This is a genomic window from Sphingomonas sp. S-NIH.Pt3_0716 (genome assembly GCF_003950715.1).
Classification (GTDB): Bacteria; Pseudomonadota; Alphaproteobacteria; order Sphingomonadales; family Sphingomonadaceae; genus Sphingobium; species Sphingobium yanoikuyae_A.
In genome coordinates, this window is record NZ_QLJK01000008.1 from 82,276 (window position 1) to 95,688 (window position 13,413).

Sequence of the window (13,413 nt, forward strand, 5' to 3'; positions counted from 1 at the left end):
GGCCTATGGGCGCGGCGCAGGCGTGGACCTCTCCAACCTGATGACGCCTCGCCCTGCCCATGCAGCGCGGGGCGTCGTCATTTGCGACCGCGTCGCGGTAGGGGATCGGCCGCGCCGGGGCTGCGACCGCGTCGCAAGTGCCAGCAATGAAATTGCGCGGGCGGGCGCGGCGCGACAGAATATTGCGCCCACCCCCCTTTGGGTCCTCCCCGGCTCGCGAGCCTATACGGGGGCCGAAGGCGTTCGGTCTGCCAGCGCGCAGAATTTTTTGACAAGCTTTTGTTTTTCTTTGGGTTTCGGTCGCTGATGCTGGGGAACCTCGCCGATCTGGTGGCCACTGGCCTCGCTTCCGAACCGACGCTGCGCAAGTGGCTGAAGGATCAGCGCGACTGCGATTGGCTGAAAAAGCGCGGCTCCAATGGCGATGCCTACGAGATCGACATTGCCGGGGCCATCGCCGCATGGCGCGCGAAGGAAAATGAAAAGGTCGAGGCCGAAAGGCAGAAGAGCGAAATTCTTGGCCAGATGGCCATGGACCTTGGCTTGGCGCCGCCGTCCGGCCCGACCCTGTCGATTGCCGACCGCAAGGCGCTGATCGATGAAGAGATTGCCGCGACCAAGCTGGGCCAGCTGCGGCGCGAGCTTGTTTCGGTGGCATTGGTCGAGGCCGCTTTTGGCGACATCCTCGCCCGCTATGCACAGCGCGCCGCCACCTTCACGGCGCGGCTTGCCAAGAAAATCGACCTGACACGCGAGCAGCTGACCGCGATCGAGACACTTAGAGCGGCGGACCAATCGTGGTTCGCCGACCAAATGGAGCATTGGGGCAAGGATATTGTCGATGATAGCGGCGATACCGGCTCCACGATGGAAGCTTCCCCCGCCCACGACGGGCGCTGATGTTCTTCGTCGGCAGGCGCACAACGTCCGACCGAAGCTGAAAACCAGCGTCAGCCTGTGGGCCATCGACAATCGGGCTTATGATCCGTCGACCCTGCCATGGCAGACGGAAATCATGGATGCCCTTTCCGACCCGGAAGTCGCGGAAGTGGGCATGATCAAGCCCAGCCAGTGCGGCGGCACGGAAATCGGCTTGGCTTGGCTGGGCTGGATCGTGGACACAGACCCGTCTGATAGTCTGGTCTGTCAGCCCGACCAGAACATGGCCGGCATCTTTTCGAAGACGCGCCTGGCGCCGATGATCGATGAGACGCCTTCGGTAAAGCGCAAGCTGAAGCCCTCGCCCGATGCCAATGCGATCCACCTGAAGCTCTTTCAGGGCATGACGTTGGCGGCAGTCTGGCCGGTGCCTTCACAGTTTACCCAACGGCCAGTGCGCTATGGCTGGCTGGACGATTATGACCAGTATGACGAAGATATCGGCGCATCGAAGGACAAGGGCGGTCAGGGTAGTGGCATCGCCCTGCTGGAGGGCCGCAATACATCGCACGAAGGCCGCGACAAGAAGTTCGTTTCGTCTTCGCCCGCCCGTGAAGATGGCGGCGGTGTAGAAGCCTTTGTCGAGGGCGGGACCGACGAACGGTTGCAGCCCGTCTGCCCGTCCTGCGGCGACCGTTGGGAAATCGACATCCTGACCGATCTGCATTTTGATCGGAAGGGAACGGCCGATGATGCAGAGGCCAGCGCCTGGGTGACATGTGCCAATGGGTGCGTGTTGCAGCCGAACGACCGCCGCGCTGTGCTGGATAGTTTGGCCGATCTGCCGGGCAGAGGATTTGTTGCCGCGAACCCGACCGCAAGCAAGCGGCGCCGTTCCTTCCGCGTCGACGGGCTGATGGCTCTTACCAGCTGGCCCAAGCTGGCCCGACTGTGGCGGGAAGCGATGCTGGCGTGGGAATTGCGGCAGGACGAAAGCGATCTGCGGACGTTCTACAACACCAAAGGCGGCAAGAATTACCGGTCGCAGGCGAGCGGCGAAAAGCCGATAGCTTCCGCCGATCTGCGAAAGCGACTGACGATGGGGTGGAGCCTGGGGACAGTCCCGCGCGGCCCGACAGTGCTGAACCTGATTATCGACGTTCAGCATGATCGCTTTGAATGCGGCGTCGTCGGCTATGGGCGCGATGGTGAGCGCTGGTTGATCGACCGTTTCGCGATCGACGTGATGGATGACGGGCTGACGCAGGTTTCGCCGTTCATCCATACCGAGCATTGGAAAGTGCTGCTGCCACTGTTCGACCGGAAATATCCGATGGTCGATGAAGGCGGTGCCGTCGTGGGCCATGCGCCGATCCTGTCCGTCACCGTCGATACCGGCGGCTCGGACAAGAAAGGCGATCAGGCTACGGCGGGCGCGAAATGGTTCTGGAATGCGGCCCGCGCGCTGGGCGTCCACCCGTCGCGGATCACACTGGTCAAGGGTGGTTCGAACCGTGACGGTAAGAAGCTGATGCCGCCCGGCGAATTTGCGGACCAGAAAGTCAAGGGCGGCGCCAAGCGCAATAGCGCGCGGCTCTGGTTGCCCAACGTCCACAAGATCAAGAATATCATCGACGCCAAATTGCGGCGGCAGAAGCCGGGGCCTGGCTACATCCATCTTCCCGGCGGCGAGTTCGTCGACGGGACTGACCAGCGCGTATTCGGTCTGACCGAAGAGCATCTGGACGAAATCACGGCCGAAGAGCTGAAGAAGGGCAAATGGGAAAAGCTGCGCGCTCGCAATGAGACGCTGGATATCCTTGTCTATGCCGAAGCCGCGATCCTGAAACCGCCCTTTGCACAGAGCCGTAACGACATGCGGTGGGTGCCAAAGGATTTCCGCATCATCTGGCCCGCGCAGGGCGTCATCGTCCTGCGCGGGCCTGCCGCCAACGACCCAACACCGTCCCCGACAGCGGAGCCGGTAGCGGTCAATGCACCACCGCCGCCGCCAAAGCCAGCGCGGAGCCGCCCGGCTCCACGACGATCGGGTGGCTGGATGAACCGACTAGGAAGCCGCTAGACCATGATCAATCGTCTGACCGACGCCCTGCCCGCTATGCCGCAGAGCATAGTGGCGGGTGACAGCCTACGCGTGATCCGCGCCGATCTGGGCGCCACCTATCCGGCGGCCGATGGGTATAGCGCCACGTTCATTTTTGTGCCGGAACGTGGCGGGTCGGCGGTCACGATCGACGGGGAAGCCAGCAGCGGGGGATGGCTGCTATATGCTGCCGGATCGGTGACCGCCGATTGGGCCGCTGGTGACTGGCGCTGGTCGGTAAAGGTCGAGAGCGATGACGGTCGCTTTACAGCGGAAAATGGCAGCTTGCGCGTTCAGCCGGACCCGGCATCGACGGCAGACACGCGCAGCCATGCGCGCAGGACGCTCGATGCCCTGGAAGCCGCGATCGAAGGCCGGGCGTCGAAGACGGACATGGAAACCACCCTGGCTGACGGGCGCCAGATCAAGCGCATCAGCCATGAGGAACTGGTAAAAATGCGGAAAACATATGCCGGGCTGGTGGCCGCTGAAGAGCGCAAGCGCGGTCGGGGTGGCCCCGCCCGCATATTGGTGAGCCTGTGATGCGCATTTTCGGCCTTCAGATCGGGCGCGACGCGCCGCCACAGGATACGGCCCCGGCCATGCCTCGCCGCCAGCGGATTGCGCGCGGCGGATATGCACGGCGCGGGTTTCAGGCCGGTGTCACCGATCGGCTGACCAGCAAGTGGACCACCACCGACGAAACGGTGAACATGGCGCTGCTGAACCATCTGCGCCCCATGCGTGCGCGGAGCCGCGATTTTGGCCGCAACAATGAATATGGCCGCAAGTTTCTGTCGCTGGTCCGCACCCATATCATCGGCCCGGCGGGTTTCACGCTGAAGGTCGACTGCCGCCGCCCAGATGGGACGCCGGACCAGCAGGACAGCCAGCGCATTGCCCGCGCTTACAAGAGATGGGGCAAGCGCGGCAATTTCGATGTGACGGGCCGGCTGAGCGAAACGCAGTTCGACGCTCTGGCCATCACCATGATCGCGCGGGATGGCGAAGTGCTGATCCGCATGGTTGAAGGCCGCGACCGTGGCCTGCATCGCTTCCAGCTTCAACTGCTCTCCGGCCATCTGCTCGACGAAGGCCATAATATGGACCTGGCGAACGGGCACCGCATCCGCATGGGTGTTGAGTTCGACGCCTGGATGAAGCCGGTCGCCTATCATCTGCGGATCATGAGCGGCAGCGCGGACATGCACGGCACCGCCAGCCAGCGCTATGAGCGTGTCAGCGCAGACGAAATCATGCATCTGTTCGTGCCGGAGGAAATCGACCAGTGGCGCGGCATCCCATGGGCCTATGTCGCCCTGCGCGATGCCAAGCATCTGGACCAGTTCGACGAAGCGGCGCTGGTGGCGGCGAATGTCGGTGCGGCCAAGATGGGCTTTTTCCAACAGAAAGACCCTGAGGCCGGTCCGCCGATGCAGCGTGAGGGGGAAGACGACGGGGACGGCTATGCCGACCAGCAGGACTTCGTGACGGCGGCAGAACCGGGAACGTTCGATGTCATCCCTGACGGCTATGAGCTGAAGGAATATGACCCGACCTATCCCAATGAGGTCTATGATCCTTTTACGCGCAACGTCCTGCGGCGCCTGTCCACCGGCCTTCTGGTCGCCAATCACAGCCTGACCGGCGACCTGACACAGGTGAATTTCAGTTCCATTCGCGCCGGCACCCTGGATGAGCGCGACATGTGGAAGATGCTGCAAGGCTTCTACGCGGAGGCGAAGGAAGTCATTTTCGGCCGCTGGCTGGGCCTGTCGATGATCTATGATCCCGACCTGAAGGCCCTGCCCTACAGCAAGTTCGATAAGTTCAATGCGCCGGTCTATTTCGGCCGCCGCTGGGATTGGGTCGACCCGAAGAACGACGCCGCCGCCGATCGCGAGGCCGTCGCGCTGGAGGTGCGCAGCCGGGCCGAAATCATCCGCGAGCGTGGCCGTGACCCTGATGAGGTCTGGGCCGAACTGGACAGCGAGAAGGAACGGGGCATGGCGACGCCACATGCGGGCGGCGGCGGCAACAGCAATGCGGGCACGGCATCCGCCGCCGCCTGATTTCAGGAGACAGTCATGAGTAAAGCTGCCCTCGCCCTGCTGGCGGGAACGATGATGGCTGGCCCGCAGATGCGGGACAGCGAACCCGACCAGACCTTGCGTCGGGACATGCAATTTACCCTGCGGGCCGAAGCGATCGACGTGGAGGCCCGCACCGTCGAACTGAGCTTCTCCAGCGAAGAGCCATATGAGCGCTGGTGGGGCACCGAAATTCTGGATCACGCCGATACCGCAATCCGCCTTGGCCGGCTGAACGGTGGCGGCGCGCTCCTGATGGACCACAACAGCCGCGACCAGGTGGGTGTTGTGGAACGCGCCTGGATTTCAGGCAGGAAAGGCCGCGCGACTGTCCGGTTTGGACGATCGGCCCGCGCGCAGGAGGTCTTTCAGGATGTCCAAGACGGCATCCGCAAACTGGTCAGCGTAGGTTATCGCATCGTCGAAATGGTGCTGGCGCAGCGTGACGGCGACAATGCGACCTATCGGGTAACCGACTGGGAGCCATACGAAATCAGCCTGGTTTCGATCCCTGCTGACACAACCGTTGGCGTCGGCCGCGAAGGCGAGCCGCCCGCTTTTGATCCACGTTCCCTTGTTCAAGAGGAAGATGACATGAATTTTGGCACCCGTAATGCGGGCGGTGGTGCTGCTGCGCCTGCCGTCACCCCGACCCCTGCCCCGGCGCCTGCGCTTGGCGGTGAACAGCGTTCGGCCGTCCCGGCCCAGCCTGTCGCCCCCGTCCTCGACGCTGCGGCCATCGCCGCTGCCGAGCGCGACCGCTCCAACCATATCCGCGCCATGGCCGCGCGGCTCAACTGTCGCGAGCTGGGCGACGCAGCGGTCAATGATGGCCGTTCGATCGACCAGTTCATCCGCGATTTCGAAGCGCAGGCGGGCAACGCCACCACGATCCGCACGGCCGAAACGCCGCTTATCGGCATGGGCGAGAATGACGTGCGCAGCTTCAGCTTCGTGCGCCTGATGAACGCCCTGGCGAACCCCACCGACGCGCAGGCCCAGCGGGCCGCCGGTTTCGAACTGGAATGTTCGGCCGCCGCTTTGCAGCGTGGCCATGCTTCGGCCAAGGCCGGGGCCCTGCGCATCCCGCTGGACGTGCTGCGCGCCGACATCAACGGCGAAGCCCGCGACCTGAATGTGGCCACCGCCACTGCCGGCGGCCATACCGTCGCGACCGAATTGCTGGCGGGCAGTTTCATCGAACTGCTGCGCAATGCGATGGCGCTGACCGGCCTGGGCGTTCGCATCCTGGGCGACCTGAACGGCAATCTGGCCATTCCGCGCCAGACCGGTGGCGCCACCGCCTATTGGGTCGGCGAAGGCCAGGCACCGACCGAAAGCCAGCAGGCCTTCGATCAGGTGGCCCTGACGCCCAAAACCGTCGCCGCCTTCACCGACATGACCCGCCAGCTGCTGATGCAGTCGTCGATCGACGTGGAGTCCTTCGTGCGTCAGGATTTGGCGCTGTCGCTGGCGCTTGCCCTCGATCTGGCCGGTGTGAATGGTTCGGGATCGACCAATCAGCCGCGCGGCCTGCTCAACACCACCGGCATCGGATCGGTGATCGGCGGCGCCAATGGCGCGGCACCGACCTGGGAGCATATCGTCAAGCTGGAAACCGCCGTGGCCAATGCCAATGCGGAGCTGGGCAATCTCGGCTACCTGACCAACACGAAGGTTCGCGGCAAGCTGAAGCTGACCCAGAAGTTCACCGGCACCAACGGCGATCCGGTGTGGGAACGCGGCAACGAGATGAACGGCTATCGCGCCGCCGTCTCCAATCAGGTGCCGTCGAACCTGACCAAGGGCACGTCCACCAACTGCTCGCCGATCATCTACGGCAATTGGGCCGACATGCTGATCGGCATGTGGGGTGGCCTCGACGTGCTGGTGAACCCCTACATTCTGTCGGGCACCGGCTCGGTCCGCATCGAAGCCTTCCAGTCGGCGGATATCGCCGTCCGCCATGCGGAAAGCTTCGCCGTCATGGGCGATGCCCTGACCGACTAATCCATCCTCCAGCAAGGGCCGGGCATCCCGCCTGGCCCATAGGGAAACAGCATCATGACCGTGAAAAAGCTCTACGCGCTGCGCCCTGTCGGGATCGATGGCAAGCATTTCGACCTGGGCGAGGAAGTGAAGGACGTTGCGTCCGAACAGCTCAAGCTCGCCGAAAGGCAGGGATCGGTGGGACCGGACAAGCCCGGCACCCCACCCGCCCCGGAAAAAAAGGACTGATCGCGCCACTAGACACGATGTCAGCGCGGGCGCTGGTGGCTATGGCCACCGGCGCCCTTCTCAATTGAAGGGCATTTCTCATGAAAAGCATCACGCTTCATACCGCCGAACTCGACAATGGCGGCAAGCGGCGCGAGGCCGGTGACACCATCATCGTCGGCAAGGGCAAGGATCAGATAGACGCTGATCGCGCCAAGGCGCTGATCGCCAACGGCGGCGCGGCCAACGAGGCAGAGGCCGCGAAGTGACCGAATTTTCGGACGCGGCGGCGGACCTGCATCAGGCTTTCGCCGATCCGATCACCTATACCGGTGCCGGGCTGAATGGCGGCGCCATCACCGGCACCAAATATGATGTTGTCGCCGATACATTTCAGGGCGCCGGCAACACCGCCCGCCGGGTGTGGTTCGAAGTCCAGCAGAGCGACCTGCCGCAGGCGCCTGCCAAGCGCAACACCATCCAGCACACCGACCCCATGACCGGCGCCACCACCAATTGGGCCGTGATCGACATCACGCGCCGCGACGACATCGGTGCCTTTGACCTGACGGTTGAAAAGGCATGAGCACTCGCGAAACGATCTTCGCCGCGATCGAGGCGGCGCTAGGCCAAACCGGCGCCGCCGAAATCGAGCGGATGCCTTCAAGCGATCCGGCGTCCTTCCCGGCCCTGCACATCATGGATGACGGTCAAGGCCAGCTGGAGGGCGAAGCCGGGTCGACCCGATATGGCATGGCGATTTCGATCGAAGGCTATGTCGAAGGCTCTGGCGGTAGTGCCATGCATACAGCGCTCAACACGCTCCATGCCGCCACGGTGGCCGCCATCATCGGTCTGATCCCGACCGTTACCGTGATCGAGGATATTCAGGAGGGCGATCTGCGCACGGTGGTGGCGCCGCTGGCCAGCGCCGCCCGCCTCGCCTTCAGCCAAGATTTCACCATCACCTTCGCCACCCGGCGCGGGCAACCTTAACAACCCAAGGAGCAAGACATGGGTGATCCCGTAATCCGCCCCGACAATGCGGTGGCGATGTTCAAGATCGAAACCACCGAAGGCGTCGACGCCGTTCCCACGGCGGCCGATGCCTTCCCGTTCGAAACCGGCCAGCAGTTCAACAGCCCCTTCACCACCGAAGACTCCAGCGAAGTGACCGGCTCTTTCGTCGCGGGTGCGCCGACCGTGATCGGTCAGCCCGCCGAAATCACCTTTCGCTGCAAGATGAAGGGCGCGAACGCCGCCTATTCCGCTAGCGTGAAGCCGCCCCATCATGCTTTGCTGGTTGCGGCCGGCAAGAAAGCCCTGTTCACCGCTGCCGTCGCCGCTGCCGCCGTCACTGCCGTGGCCGGTGGGACCGCGACGCTTGCGGCCGCCTTCGCCGCCACTGCCCAGGCCTATCGCGGAATGCCGCTCAAGCTGTCGGGCGGGCCGGGGGCCGGGCGCACTACCTTCATCACCGACTATACGGCGGCGCGGGTGGCAACCCTTGCTGACAGCTTCGATCCGGTGCTGACCACCGCGACGCAGGCCGAAATCCTGCCAAACTGGACCTATGCCGGGACCAGCCCCAAGGATCAGGCCGCGCGGTTGACCGACCAGCCCAGCGGCACGCTCTACCTCAATGAAGATGGCGTACTACGCAAATATACCGCCTGTCGTGTCAGCCTGACCGACTGGGGCGGCGATACCGCCAAATCCGGCTTCTTCACCTTCCGCATCACTGGCATCTATGCCGGCAAGGTCGACGCGACCATGCCGGACGCTGCCGTGCCCTTGCACAGCGGCCCGATCCTGGCGATGGGTGTCAGCGGTGTCGATCCCGCCTTTCTGGTCAATCGGCAGCAGCTTCCCATTTCCTCCTGGTCGATCGCGGAGAACACGACGCAGGAAAACCCGGAAGACCCCAACACCAGCTATGGTTTCGGGGCATCGCAGCTGGGCCGCCGCGTGCCCGAACTGCGGTGCGATCCGCTCGCCACGCTGGTCGCCACGCGCAATGTCGAAGCGGATATTGCGGCGATGTCCCAATATCCCGCGCTGATCCGCGCTATCGGCGCCGCCTACAACCGTTGGGCCATCACAGTGCCCCTGGCGCAGCCGATCGCGGCCGACAGCGGCACGCGCGGTTCGCTGCGGTCGGAAGACACCCGCTTCCGCCTGCTTAGCCCCGGTCGCGACGCCCAGGCGCGCGACGGCGACTCGATCCTCTGTTTCTGGTGAGGTGTATCATGGTTGATTATTCGGATGGTGTGGGCATCGATCAGCTGACGCCCAGCATGGTCGATAGCGCATCGAACCAGCGCACCGCAAATAACGCTGTGCGTCATCAGTATCGTGTCCTTTCAGACGCTGAGAAGGCCGCGATGGTCGCGATCAAGGATAAGGGGGGCGAATTTCTGACGTTGATCGACAGCTTGCGGTCGCCTCCGGTTCCGGTGTCGGCCGCTGAATGGGGTGACCGTCTCGATCCCCCGATGGCGGTTGCAACATTCAACCGTGAATTGACTATCGCGGCCGAAAAGATTGAAGAGGCGGTCATGTGGGCCGTCAAGCATATCACGGCCTGACATGACGATCATCGCATCCACCGCCGCATCTGCGGCCGAACCCTTCACGCCGAAATGGATGGAGGGCACGCCCGGCGCCCCGACCTTCTACATTCGCGCGGGCGACATCATCGAACGCCAGCTGATGGAGGCTGAGCTATCCGGCCCGGCCTATAATGCCGGTGAAATCTGGCCATGGGAAAAGCATGGCGCCCTGATCGACGGCATCAGCGCCTTTGCCGGGGAAGACACGGCTCATCTGATCGCCCTTGCCGAAACGGCGGCAAAAGGCGAGCTGGTCGACCCCGCCGAAATCCAGCTGTTGCAGCAGGTGACCCAGACGATTGCCCAGCATTTCCCGGCCTATCGGGCGCTGGTCGAGCGTGAGGAACGACGCCGGGCGATCCTGCCCATGGTCGCATTCTGCCGCTATTGCGTGGATTGGGAGAATGTCGAGGGTCGACCGGTGCGGGGCATCAATGGCCAGATCGACCCGGCGACGCTGACAACGATCGAACCGCTGCTGCTGCGCGTCGCCGGCATGGAGGCCTATGACCGGCAATATGGGCTTAGCGCCCGAAAAAACTCCGATGCGCCCTCGAAGTCCGGCGACGACCAAGAGACTTCGCCTTCGGCCGAACCTTCGGGGACGGATGGATCATCGCCGGGGAGCGATACCGAGAAAACCCCCGCCTGACCCTGCCCGCCTGGGCGCTCTTCACCGTCGACCTGTGGTTGCGGTGTCGAGCGCGCGGCGGCGCGCTTGGCGGGGGCACCCCGATAATGCCGGGGCCGGGCGGCTATGGGCAGCAGCCCGCAGCGCTGATGGATGCCTTTGACCTGCTGGAAATGATGGTGAGCGAGAAAGACGATGCCAGCACTTGAACTATCCGTCGACCGGGCCGACCTCGATCGCCGCAGCGAAGCCATCATTACCGCCATGCTGCTGGCCGGCACCCGCTCCATCCATGCCAGCACGAAATGGCTGGAGCGCCGCCTGGAGGATCAGACCAAGCGTTCCGTGAAAGGGCGCCTGTGGCGCGCGTGGAAATCCGACGCTTACCCGGCGCAGGGCCGCCCGGCCTATGCACCGGAAGGTCAGGTTTATGTCAACGGCGGCAAGCGGTCGATCGGCGCGATGGCCTATTGGACCAAGCCCGGCATCAACAAGAAGGCGTCGGGCGAATGGCTGGCGATCCCGACGCCGGAGGCCGGTGTGCTGGGGCGCAGCCGCAACATCTCGCCGGGCGAGTGGGAGCGCCGCAACGGCATCCGCCTGGAATATGTGCATGGCAAGGATGGCAAACCGTCGCGCCTGGTGGCTGAGCATGTGATGTTCGGCGCCAATGGCATCGGCGTCCGCGTCCCGACGAAAAAGCGGCTGCGCAATCAGCGCTACATCAATCGGGACGGTAGCCCGGCGCGGGTGCAGTCGGTCACCATCTTCGTGCTGATCCCGTTCCAGCGCTTTGCCAACAAGGTGGCGGTCGATCCGATCGTGCGGCAGGCGGAGGCCTATCTCGCCAAGGATTATCGCGAGCGGACCACGAGGGTGGGACGGCAGTTCAGCGGTTGAATGGTCATTTCTTTCCTGACCATTATTGTTGCGCACCAATCTAGCTGTGCCTAACGTCCGCGCCTTCGTAAGGGGGCATCTATGTTTTTGGCGATATTGGCATCAACCTCGTTTGTTTGGACCGTTGGCGGCGAACAGAGAGAAGTAGATGCCGGAACTTATGCCCGCCTATATTGGGAACAAGATGGCTGGCGGGTATGGGAATTTGAAACCCGTACCGGCACCACATGTAAAGCGGCGAAGGGCATTGATGGACAGACGACTTGGCCGTTGGGCGCAAGCGACTGGCTTACATCTGGCGGCGTATTTGTTGAGGTTTATTCTGGACCGTCAACCTTCACGATAATTTCTTTGGGGAAGAGTCCCATTGTTGAATACAGGGTTGTTGGAGAAAAATTCACGACCTCTGCGGATGGTGACACTTTGTTGCTACCAAAAAGTGAAGCTGTATACGAGATTTGGCGCAAATCTTGGGACTATCCTGCGATTTATGCCGGCTTCAGAAACGTTCACTTCTCGGTCGATTTCACAGGGTTGTATGCTGCCCGTGATGCAGTCAGGCGATGTGATAAGTATCCGCCGCCATAAAAGTTCTTTTTTCATTTGAGGCCGCCTCTGGGCGGCTTTTTTTATGGAGCCGTCATGGTCGATATCCTTGCTCGCCTGAAAATTCGGGCGGAAGAATTTTCGCGTGGGTCAAAGGCCGCCTTCGGCGAGTTCGAGCGCGAGGCTGCTGCGGCAGGAGAGCGCGCATCAACCGGCTTCGGACAGCGGTTTTCCGTGGGTCTGGCAGGATTGATGACCGGCGCCGCTGCAACAGCCGCGTTCACAATCGGCAAGCAGGCGTTAGACCAGGCGAAGGATTTGAAACAGCAGAGCCAGCAGCTCGGCGTTTCGACCGATGCATTGCAGGAATATCGATATGCGGCGGAACAGGTCGGCGTAACGCAGGCCGATTTGAGCGGCAGCATGGGCGACCTGCTGATGAAGATCGCGGACGCAAGGTCCGGTAGCAAAGATGCTGGCGAGGCTTTCAAGGGCCTTGGCATCGACGTCACCACTGCATCGGGATCTGCGAAAAATACGTCCGACGTGATGGCTGAACTGATCGCGCGCCTGAACGGCATTTCCGACCCGATCGAGCGTGCGCGCGCGAAATCCGCGATTTTCGGCGATAGCTGGCGTCAAATCGATCCGCTCCTTTCTGCCGGTGCGGCGCGCGTAAATAGTTTGCGGGAGGCCGCACACCAGTTTGGTGTCGTAATCTCGGAAGACGCAATCCAGAACGCAGACGTAACAGCGCAAAAATTGTCGCAGGTCCGACAAGTGCTTGAGGCCAAAATGGCCACGGTGGTTCTGGAAAATACCGATGCAATCATGGGTTTGGCCAATGCGTTGGGCTGGGCTGCGGACAAGGCATCGTGGTTCTTCAAGACGATGCAGGGGGTCGAGCGGATCAAGCGTGACGAAGGTTGGGCTGCTGGGTTTTTCGCCAGTCCCGCGCGACAGGAAGTCGCTGCCGATCCCGTGCGATATCTTCAGTCGCGCACGGCTGATCTTCAGAAAGCAAACAGTGAGGTTGAGCGCCTGGCCGCGAGGCGCGACAACAGCCGGGCCGGGCAACAGGCACGGAACCAAGCGGTAGAACGTCAGCAGGAAGCGCTCCGACTGATGCGGGTGGCGCAGCAGGAACTGGCCTGGATGCGCGTCAAGACGCAGTTCGCCGCCACGCCCACAGCGAAACCGATTGCCGACGCCCCTGCGAAATCGGGCAGTAGCGGGTCAAGCCGTTCGGGAAACTCGGGCAAATCCGATGACGATCGCAAACTGGAAAAGCAGAATGATGCTGAACAGCGCCTGCGCGAGAGCCTGGAAGAAACGATCGGGCGCCAACGCGACAGCCAGAAATTGGCCGACCTCCGCGCACAGGGCCTCGAACGGCAGGCCGACATACAGGAAGCGATGTTGAACCTTCAACGC

Annotated in this window: 16 protein-coding genes; 14 read left to right on the forward strand and 2 right to left on the reverse strand. The window is 62.8% G+C overall.

Annotated features, from left to right (window positions below; all coding sequences use genetic code 11):
- Nucleotides 1-198 precede the first annotated feature (198 nt).
- The 14 genes from BRX37_RS08390 to BRX37_RS08445 all read left to right on the forward strand — a co-directional run bounded on the left by BRX37_RS08390 (nucleotide 199) and on the right by BRX37_RS08445 (nucleotide 12,021).
- A complete protein-coding gene (locus BRX37_RS08390) occupies nucleotides 199-900 on the forward strand; it encodes a hypothetical protein (protein WP_125986309.1) in 702 nt (233 codons plus the stop codon).
- Nucleotides 842-2,962 carry a terminase gpA endonuclease subunit gene (locus tag BRX37_RS08395; RefSeq protein ID WP_125986311.1) on the forward strand — a complete coding sequence of 707 codons (2,121 nt, stop codon included), beginning with the start codon at nucleotides 842-844 and terminating at the stop codon, nucleotides 2,960-2,962. The genes BRX37_RS08390 and BRX37_RS08395 overlap by 59 nt, the downstream gene beginning before the upstream one ends.
- 3 nt (nucleotides 2,963-2,965) lie before the next feature.
- Nucleotides 2,966-3,526 (forward strand): hypothetical protein, encoded by a 561-nt coding sequence (locus tag BRX37_RS08400; protein WP_125986313.1) that lies wholly within the window; start codon nucleotides 2,966-2,968, stop codon nucleotides 3,524-3,526.
- Nucleotides 3,526-5,055: a phage portal protein gene (locus BRX37_RS08405; RefSeq protein ID WP_125986314.1), complete on the forward strand. Its 1,530-nt coding sequence runs from the start codon at nucleotides 3,526-3,528 to the stop codon at nucleotides 5,053-5,055. Before BRX37_RS08400 ends, BRX37_RS08405 begins: the two co-directional genes overlap by 1 nt.
- A 15-nt stretch (nucleotides 5,056-5,070) precedes the next feature.
- Nucleotides 5,071-7,083: a phage major capsid protein gene (locus BRX37_RS08410; protein ID WP_206434135.1), complete on the forward strand. Its 2,013-nt coding sequence runs from the start codon at nucleotides 5,071-5,073 to the stop codon at nucleotides 7,081-7,083.
- Nucleotides 7,084-7,137: 54 nt separating this feature from the next.
- Nucleotides 7,138-7,311 carry a hypothetical protein gene (locus BRX37_RS26680; RefSeq protein WP_164522432.1) on the forward strand — a complete coding sequence of 58 codons (174 nt, stop codon included), beginning with the start codon at nucleotides 7,138-7,140 and terminating at the stop codon, nucleotides 7,309-7,311.
- An 80-nt stretch (nucleotides 7,312-7,391) separates the two neighbouring features.
- Nucleotides 7,392-7,559 (forward strand): hypothetical protein, encoded by a 168-nt coding sequence (locus tag BRX37_RS26685; protein ID WP_164522433.1) that lies wholly within the window; start codon nucleotides 7,392-7,394, stop codon nucleotides 7,557-7,559.
- A complete protein-coding gene (locus BRX37_RS08415) occupies nucleotides 7,556-7,876 on the forward strand; it encodes a hypothetical protein (RefSeq protein WP_125986316.1) in 321 nt (106 codons plus the stop codon). The genes BRX37_RS26685 and BRX37_RS08415 overlap by 4 nt, the downstream gene beginning before the upstream one ends.
- The gene (locus BRX37_RS08420) at nucleotides 7,873-8,286 is read left to right on the forward strand and encodes a hypothetical protein (RefSeq protein ID WP_125986318.1); all 414 of its coding nucleotides are present in this window, start codon (nucleotides 7,873-7,875) and stop codon (nucleotides 8,284-8,286) included. Before BRX37_RS08415 ends, BRX37_RS08420 begins: the two co-directional genes overlap by 4 nt.
- An 18-nt stretch (nucleotides 8,287-8,304) precedes the next feature.
- On the forward strand, nucleotides 8,305-9,531 hold the full coding sequence (locus BRX37_RS08425; RefSeq protein WP_125986320.1) for a hypothetical protein: 1,227 nt from the start codon (nucleotides 8,305-8,307) through the stop codon (nucleotides 9,529-9,531).
- Nucleotides 9,532-9,539: 8 nt separating this feature from the next.
- Complete coding sequence (locus BRX37_RS08430; RefSeq protein WP_125986322.1) at nucleotides 9,540-9,878, forward strand: Acb2/Tad1 domain-containing protein; 339 nt, start codon at nucleotides 9,540-9,542, stop codon at nucleotides 9,876-9,878.
- A gap of 1 nt (nucleotide 9,879) precedes the next feature.
- The gene (locus tag BRX37_RS08435; RefSeq protein ID WP_125986324.1) at nucleotides 9,880-10,554 is read left to right on the forward strand and encodes a hypothetical protein; all 675 of its coding nucleotides are present in this window, start codon (nucleotides 9,880-9,882) and stop codon (nucleotides 10,552-10,554) included.
- Between the two features lie 174 nt (nucleotides 10,555-10,728).
- Nucleotides 10,729-11,433 (forward strand): DUF6441 family protein, encoded by a 705-nt coding sequence (locus tag BRX37_RS08440; RefSeq protein ID WP_125986326.1) that lies wholly within the window; start codon nucleotides 10,729-10,731, stop codon nucleotides 11,431-11,433.
- A gap of 81 nt (nucleotides 11,434-11,514) precedes the next feature.
- Nucleotides 11,515-12,021 (forward strand): hypothetical protein, encoded by a 507-nt coding sequence (locus BRX37_RS08445; protein WP_125986328.1) that lies wholly within the window; start codon nucleotides 11,515-11,517, stop codon nucleotides 12,019-12,021.
- A gap of 258 nt (nucleotides 12,022-12,279) precedes the next feature.
- Here BRX37_RS08445 and BRX37_RS08450 read toward each other — a convergent pair whose 3' ends face one another.
- Nucleotides 12,280-13,056: a hypothetical protein gene (locus tag BRX37_RS08450; RefSeq protein WP_125986330.1), complete on the reverse strand. Its 777-nt coding sequence runs from the start codon at nucleotides 13,054-13,056 to the stop codon at nucleotides 12,280-12,282.
- Between the two features lie 159 nt (nucleotides 13,057-13,215).
- Nucleotides 13,216-13,410: a hypothetical protein gene (locus BRX37_RS26690; RefSeq protein ID WP_164522434.1), complete on the reverse strand. Its 195-nt coding sequence runs from the start codon at nucleotides 13,408-13,410 to the stop codon at nucleotides 13,216-13,218.
- Nucleotides 13,411-13,413 lie beyond the last annotated feature (3 nt).

Excerpts from the sequence above, each read along its gene's own strand:
- BRX37_RS08440 (WP_125986326.1), top strand. The coding sequence starts at position 10,729 with ATGCCAGCACTTGAACTATCCGTCGACCGGGCCGACCTCGATCGCCGC.
- BRX37_RS26685 (WP_164522433.1), top strand. The coding sequence starts at position 7,392 with ATGAAAAGCATCACGCTTCATACCGCCGAACTCGACAATGGCGGCAAG.
- BRX37_RS08420 (WP_125986318.1), top strand. The coding sequence starts at position 7,873 with ATGAGCACTCGCGAAACGATCTTCGCCGCGATCGAGGCGGCGCTAGGC.
- BRX37_RS08405 (WP_125986314.1), top strand. The coding sequence starts at position 3,526 with ATGCGCATTTTCGGCCTTCAGATCGGGCGCGACGCGCCGCCACAGGAT.
- BRX37_RS08410 (WP_206434135.1), top strand. The coding sequence starts at position 5,071 with ATGAGTAAAGCTGCCCTCGCCCTGCTGGCGGGAACGATGATGGCTGGC.
- BRX37_RS08425 (WP_125986320.1), top strand. The coding sequence starts at position 8,305 with ATGGGTGATCCCGTAATCCGCCCCGACAATGCGGTGGCGATGTTCAAG.
- BRX37_RS08400 (WP_125986313.1), top strand. The coding sequence starts at position 2,966 with ATGATCAATCGTCTGACCGACGCCCTGCCCGCTATGCCGCAGAGCATA.
- BRX37_RS26680 (WP_164522432.1), top strand. The coding sequence starts at position 7,138 with ATGACCGTGAAAAAGCTCTACGCGCTGCGCCCTGTCGGGATCGATGGC.
- BRX37_RS08445 (WP_125986328.1), top strand. The coding sequence starts at position 11,515 with ATGTTTTTGGCGATATTGGCATCAACCTCGTTTGTTTGGACCGTTGGC.
- BRX37_RS08435 (WP_125986324.1), top strand. The coding sequence starts at position 9,880 with ATGACGATCATCGCATCCACCGCCGCATCTGCGGCCGAACCCTTCACG.
- BRX37_RS08430 (WP_125986322.1), top strand. The coding sequence starts at position 9,540 with ATGGTTGATTATTCGGATGGTGTGGGCATCGATCAGCTGACGCCCAGC.
- BRX37_RS08395 (WP_125986311.1), top strand. The coding sequence starts at position 842 with ATGATAGCGGCGATACCGGCTCCACGATGGAAGCTTCCCCCGCCCACG.